The organism is Pseudoselenomonas ruminantium (assembly GCF_900104055.1).
Classification (GTDB): Bacteria; Bacillota; Negativicutes; order Selenomonadales; family Selenomonadaceae; genus Selenomonas_A; species Selenomonas_A ruminantium_C.
In genome coordinates this window covers 23,200-29,510 of the sequence record NZ_FNJQ01000036.1, presented here as the reverse complement: position 1 = coordinate 29,510, position 6,311 = coordinate 23,200, and the positions used below count along the sequence as shown (strand labels likewise).

The following is a 6,311-nucleotide window of genomic DNA, read 5'->3' as shown; positions in this document are numbered from 1 at the left end:
CCGGTATGACACAAAGCATGTCCCGTGTAGCACATTGCCTAGACAATGGCCCCATGGAAGGCTTCTGGGGTATCTTGAAGCGCGAGATGTACTACAGGCGCAGATTTACTTCCCGGCAAGAGTTGGTTGAGTCAATTGAGGAATATATAAGATATTACACTTATGACAGACCACAGCGTCATTTAGGCATACGAACCCCAAGTGAGTACCACGAAAAACTGGTTGGAGCTGCATGAAAAAAGCTGCTCGCATTAGTTGCGAGCAGCAATGAATATTTTTATTTTTTTACCTGTCCACTTGACGGGGAGCACACCAGGGAGCGGGCTGGCCTTCTCTGATGTGATGTTGTGTTATGGAAAGGAAGAGAGAATATACAATTTTTATACAATCTCATCTCTTCGATTGATGATATTATGCCATAGAACAACAACACTGTAAAATATGGCTTTTTGATAACCTTATAAGATTTTCCTATAAGGCTATGCTATGAATATTATTTGATGACATTCCAGTTATGGTCACAGGTGGGGGTGATGCTTCCTTTTTCCTGTACGTAGCGAATCATCAGGCTGCGCATCTGACCATCATCGCCGTATTTGCGCATGGAGTCGAAGATGACTTTTGGCTTTCTGCCATCCGTATAGCCCATAGCTTCCATATAGCCGCTGCCGCCGTTCATGCGGTAGTCATTGATGGCCAGCGTGAATTTATCACTGTCCTGAACATCCTTGCCCTGATACTGTAGCTTCACGATACGCTGGCCGACCGGTTTCGTAATGTCAATCGTGTAATCTACGCCTTGCAGCATATCGTAATTATAGTCCGGGGACGTGCCATAGAAACTGGCTGCATGTTCCATGTATTTGCGCAGTTCGGCGCCATTGATCTCAATTCCGTAGAGGTAATTTTCGTAGATATAGAGGCCGGACAATTCCTGCAGGGTGATATCACCCTTGGCAATGTTCTGGCTGGTGTTGAAGGAAGCAGATGCGGACAGCTGGGTACCAGCATAGTGGCGTTGCACTTCATTCACGAGATCTACGATAGCAGAATCCTGATGGTTGGACTCGGCACCGGAGAATTCTGCGGAGGCCTGGCCAATTACCGTCTGCAGGTGCTTCAAGGTCTTTTCATGCCATGGTTTTACCTGTTTGGCAATCTGGGGATCATCGGCTACGCCTTTTGTGGATACGGCTTTTGTGGTCACTTTGTTGACCTTCCATTTGCCATTTTCCTTATTGATGGTGAGGACACTCTTGCCGACAAATTTGCCATCTTTTCCGCTCTCTACGACAGGTACGCCGTTGATCACGGAATCCGCATATTTCGTGCCGTCAGGTCCGACGATACCGGACTGGTTATCGATGACCACATGATTATGGGCACAGATCAGCAGGGAAAGTTCCGGGCAGGCCTTGGCAATGTCCACAACCTGATTTTCGGCGCCGCTGCGGTCATTGCGGGGGACACCGGAGTGCGTCATGCCAATGATGATATCGGCGCCCTGAGCTTTCAGCTCTTTGACACATTGCTGGAAAACTGGAACCTGATCGGCAAAATGCACGCCGGCAAAGTGGGATGGATCTTCGAACATGGGGATGGCCGGCGTATCGGTGCCGATAATGCCAACTTTGACCTGTTCGCCGTCAAGCGTGACGGTCTTCAAGATGTATGGTTTCACGCCAGACCAGGTTTTTCCAGTCTTGTCATCGATGACATTGGCGGCCAGGACATTCTGATTCTTGCCGATGGCTTTTTTGAGGTAGTCCATCCCAAAGTTGAATTCATGGTTGCCCAGTTCGATGGCATCGTAGCCAATGGTATTGAAGGCATCGAACATGGGATGTGTTTTCCATTCATTCGGGTGCTGGACCATATAGGTATCGAGCGGGGTACCTTGCAGGATATCACCTGCATCCAGCACGAGGATGTCGTCATTTTTGCCTTTTTGGCTGCGGGCTTCTTTGACAATCGTGCTGACCTTGGCAAGTCCGACGTCTGCCGGCTGAGCGGTGAAATAGTTCCATCCAATCACGCTGCCGTGGATATCGGATGTGGAAAAAACGGTCAGGTCGCCGGCAAATGCTGTGCCGGAGGTGATAGCGGCGGTCAAAGCCGCTAATGCCATGGTTTTTAAGGAACGTTTACGGAACATAAATAGGGCCTCTTTTCGTTGTTTGCTTATATTAGAATTGCCATTCGATACGGCCGAAGAGCTCTTTGTAATCGTGGTTGCCAATCAGCGTCTTGCCGGTTACGCCTTTGAGCCAGATGTACGTATGCGGCATGATATTGGCCAGGCAGCTGATTTCCCAGCCCTTAGTGCCGGCATCAAGCGTATAAGTTGGCGTGGGGCCTACGTTCTGGCCAACATGGCGGTAGGCCAGGGCCATACCCCACTGTCCGGCGTTGGTGGTATCGAAGTTCTCGAATTCCTTATAGCCCAGCACGATGCTGCCGGATTTGTTGTATGCGTCAGCACTGAAGTTCTGGCCGTAGTTGCCCTGCAGGGCGATATTCTTGTCGAAATGATAGGTTCCCTTGGCGGTGAGGGTGTTCATTTGATCTTCTTTGCCATTCTTATCATAACCAAGCATGTAATGGAAATCGTTGCTGCTCAGATGATGATAGCCGAGGCCGGCATTCAGTTTGCCCAGCCAGCCCGTAAAGCCGATGGCCTGATAGCTGGCCGCGTCGTCGCTATCCCCAGCGTCGGCAGCCTGTCTTCTGCCATAGGCATAATATTGGTTGCCGCTGGCCAGGTTGAAGCGGCCGGCATTGATGGTGGTTTTGAGTTTGTTGCCGAACTGTACCTGAGCACCAGAGAACTGGGTATCGAACATGATGTCCATATCGATGGTGACGGGCATCTTACCGAAACGCACCATGGTATTGCCATATTTGCCTTCGGCCCAGAGGCGTTTGAGGACGACATTGCCATTGCAGCCATAGGTGGGAGCGTCTTTGCTCATCTCCAGATAGCTATCCAGACGGCCTTTCACTTTCCAGTGGTCATTTACTTCTGCCGTCGGTTCCAGACGCAGCGTAACGGTGTTTTCATTGTTCTTGGTTTTCTCGTTGTTCTGCAGGGGATGCTTGTCGTAGCGGACGCTGCCGTAATCATAGCGCATCATGCCATGCCACTGCACCTTATCGGCATTGCGTTCCAGGTTGCTGACGCGGACGCCGAGGTTGTTGAGTTCTGCGGAGAATTCAGCGGCTAATTTATCGATGAGAGCTTTATCGGCACCGCTGGTATTTTTTGCCATGGCTTTGGCAACCATCTGGGCCATTTCGTAACGGGTGATATTGCGATTGCCCTTGAACGTATCATCACCGTAACCTTCGATGACGCCATCGGCCGTCAACTGACTGACTGCATCATAGGCCCAATGATCGGCAGGTACATCGGTGAACGGGTTGTTGGCTGCAAATGCCGTGCTGGCTGCGCCTACAACAATAGCTGTAGTGAGTGCGGATACCATAGATTTCTTCATTTCTAAATTCTCTCCCTCAATATGATTTTTATCACATATATCAATTGTATCGCATATGTCAAACTTGGCCTATCTGCAAATAATTGTGCCTGTTTACAGTTTTCAGACAATAATTGGTGGATGCAATTGATGTTTATTAGACTATCGTAAACAATACAGAAAAACAAGGACATGTGTCCTTATGGTGGATTGTGCAGCTCACGATAATATAAGTTTTTTTCATAGATGTATGCTATAATTAGGACATTAGATGAAATAAAATGTAAGGTGAGGGGAGATATCATGACACTGATTCAGATGCGTTACTTTTATGAGGTCTGCCAATGGCAGAATATAACCAAGGCGGCAGAAAACCTTCATGTTTCCCAGCCAACCATCAGCGTGGCCATGCAAACGTTGGAAGCAGAGACTGGATTGAATCTGTTTCATCGTGAAGGAAGGAAAATCATAATCACGAATGAAGGCAATAAATTACTTGGCAAAGTCAAACACATTTTAGACCAGATTGACCGGCTCGACGATGAAATTCAGGATATGGCCCATAACCGCAATCATATCCGCATGGCGATGCCGTTGCAGTTGGGCACGCAGTTCCTGCCCAAGGTCCTGGGCGAATTCCGCCGGCAGCATCCGGAAATTCGCCTCGATATCAGTGAATCCGGTGGTATCTCCGCCCTGCATATGGTTGAAGAGGAAAAACTCGATATCGCCTTTACCAACTATGAAACAGGCTTCAGTCAGAAACTAAACTATGAAAAACTCTTTGCCTGCGAGTGCTGTCTGGTGACAAGTCCCCATAATCCTTTGGCTGCCAAGGAGTCTGTCTGCCTGGCCGACGTAGTCAATGAACCGCTGGTTTTACTCGACAGCAGTTTCTTCGTCTATCGCATGGTACATGATATGTTCGCTCAGGACAACCAGAAACCACAGGTCGTGCATTATTCGCCGTATCTGCATACCATCAAGAATCTCGTCCGCGCGGGCATTGGCTCGACTTTCCTGACGCGTCAGGCGGTACTCGAACGGGATGACTTGGTCGTCATTCCTATGACGAAGCCGTTCTATATTAATTCCGGCATCGTCACCAAGAAGGGGAGGCAGGTCTACGATGACGAGCGCCTGCTGATCAAATATCTGAAGGAAATCACCAGCAATCTGTCCATATAACAGACTTCAATATTTTTGCCTGCTGAATCTTGTTCAGCAGACAAAAATATAAAAAGAATATACTGAAAATACCATATAGATTTATAAATATATCACAAATAAAAAGTAATAAACACATTGACAAAGCAATTGTGCAGTGCTATATTATAAGTGTGCTCGAACACAGAAAGCTTAAAAACAAGAACAAGAAAAAACGAGAAATGAGGTTAGTACACTATGACAATGGGTTCCTCTAATGTGTCGGAGAAGAAAATCTCCAGCGCATTCATCTATTTCTTTGGTTCATTTGGTGGTATTCTCTTTGGTTACGATATCGGCGTTATGACTGGTGCGCTGCCTTTCCTGCAAAATGACTGGGGCCTGGCGGGCAATGCCAGCATCATCGGCTGGATCACTTCTTCTGTAATGTTCGGCGCTATCTTCGGTGGCGCGCTGGCTGGTCAGCTTTCTGATAAACTGGGCCGCCGCAAGATGATTCTTTTATCTGCACTTATCTTTGTTGTTGGTTCGATTCTCTCTGGTCTGGCACCGCAGGATGGTTCTCTCTATCTTATCGCTGTCCGCGTGCTGCTTGGTCTGGCTGTTGGTGCAGCTTCGGCTCTGGTTCCGGCCTATATGTCGGAAATGTCTCCGGCCCGGCTGCGTGGGCGCCTGTCTGGCATCAATCAGACCATGATTGTATCTGGTATGCTCCTCTCTTATGTAGTTGACTTCCTATTAAAAGATATGCCGGAAACCCTTGCTTGGCGCCTGATGCTCAGTCTGGCTGCCGTGCCGGCTATCATACTTTTCCTCGGAGTGCTGAGACTCCCGGAATCTCCGCGTTTCCTCGTTCGCCATGGCAAGATTGCTGAAGCTCGTCAGGTGCTCGGTTTTATTCGTGAGAAAGACGAAGTGGATGCTGAACTGCGTGATATCCAGGAAACGGCTCAGGAAGAATCGGCAGCAGCTGCTAATACTTCCCTCAGCACTCTCCTCTCTGACAAATACCGCTATCTGGTTACCGCTGGCGTTGGCGTGGCTGCCTTCCAGCAGTTCCAGGGCGCAAATGCGATTTTCTACTATATTCCGCTGATCGTGGAACAGGCTACTGGTCAGGCTGCCAGCTCCCAGCTGATGTGGCCCATCATTCAGGGTATCCTGCTGGTTCTCGGTTCTCTGGTCTTCCTGGCTGTTGCCGACCGTTTCAACCGCCGTACGCTGCTGACTTTGGGCGGCACGGTTATGGGCCTGTCCTTCATCCTGCCGGCTGTCATCAACAGCATCGTGCCGGATACGGATCCCATGATGATCGTTGGTTTCCTCTGTGTTTATGTTGCGTTTTACTCCTTTACCTGGGCACCTCTCACCTGGGTAATCGTTGGTGAAATATTCCCCCTGGCAATCCGCGGCCGTGCTTCTGGTATGGCATCTTCCTTCAACTGGATTGGTTCCTTCCTGGTAGGTCTGCTGTTCCCGATCATGACGGCCAGCATTTCCCAGGCCGCTGTATTTGCCATCTTTGGCTGCATCTGCCTCTTGGGCGTGGCTTTCATCCGCAAATGCGTACCGGAAACCCGTGGCGCAACGCTCGAAGAGATTGAGGCAGCAGGTATTGCACACGGTAAAGAAGAAGCTCGCCCGGCTGCTAATATGGGCTAAGATAAT

At 49.2% G+C, this 6,311-nt stretch carries 5 protein-coding genes; 3 read left to right on the top strand and 2 right to left on the bottom strand.

The genetic code is table 11. The features are described from left to right. Nucleotides 1–5: 5 nt before the first annotated feature. Nucleotides 6–236, top strand: coding sequence for an IS3 family transposase (locus BLQ59_RS16555; RefSeq protein ID WP_143092169.1), 231 nt, complete (start codon nucleotides 6–8; stop codon nucleotides 234–236). 257 nt (nucleotides 237–493) lie between these two features. Here the strand turns inward: BLQ59_RS16555 and BLQ59_RS13075 are convergent, their stop codons facing one another. Together BLQ59_RS13075 and BLQ59_RS13070 are read right to left on the bottom strand one after the other, a co-directional pair. Beyond that, entirely contained in the window at nucleotides 494–2,155 is a 1,662-nt protein-coding gene (locus BLQ59_RS13075; RefSeq protein WP_074573299.1) for a bifunctional metallophosphatase/5'-nucleotidase, read from the bottom strand. 31 nt (nucleotides 2,156–2,186) lie between these two features. After that, nucleotides 2,187–3,497, bottom strand: a complete 1,311-nt coding sequence (locus BLQ59_RS13070; protein WP_074573298.1) for an S-layer homology domain-containing protein — start codon at nucleotides 3,495–3,497, stop codon at nucleotides 2,187–2,189. A gap of 282 nt (nucleotides 3,498–3,779) precedes the next feature. On the opposite strand from BLQ59_RS13070, the gene BLQ59_RS13065 reads away from it, so the two are divergent. Then, nucleotides 3,780–4,664, top strand: a complete 885-nt coding sequence (locus tag BLQ59_RS13065) for a LysR family transcriptional regulator (RefSeq protein ID WP_074573297.1) — start codon at nucleotides 3,780–3,782, stop codon at nucleotides 4,662–4,664. Nucleotides 4,665–4,880: 216 nt separating this feature from the next. Continuing rightward, the gene (locus BLQ59_RS13060; protein WP_176756809.1) at nucleotides 4,881–6,305 is read left to right on the top strand and encodes a sugar porter family MFS transporter; all 1,425 of its coding nucleotides are present in this window, start codon (nucleotides 4,881–4,883) and stop codon (nucleotides 6,303–6,305) included. Nucleotides 6,306–6,311 lie beyond the last annotated feature (6 nt).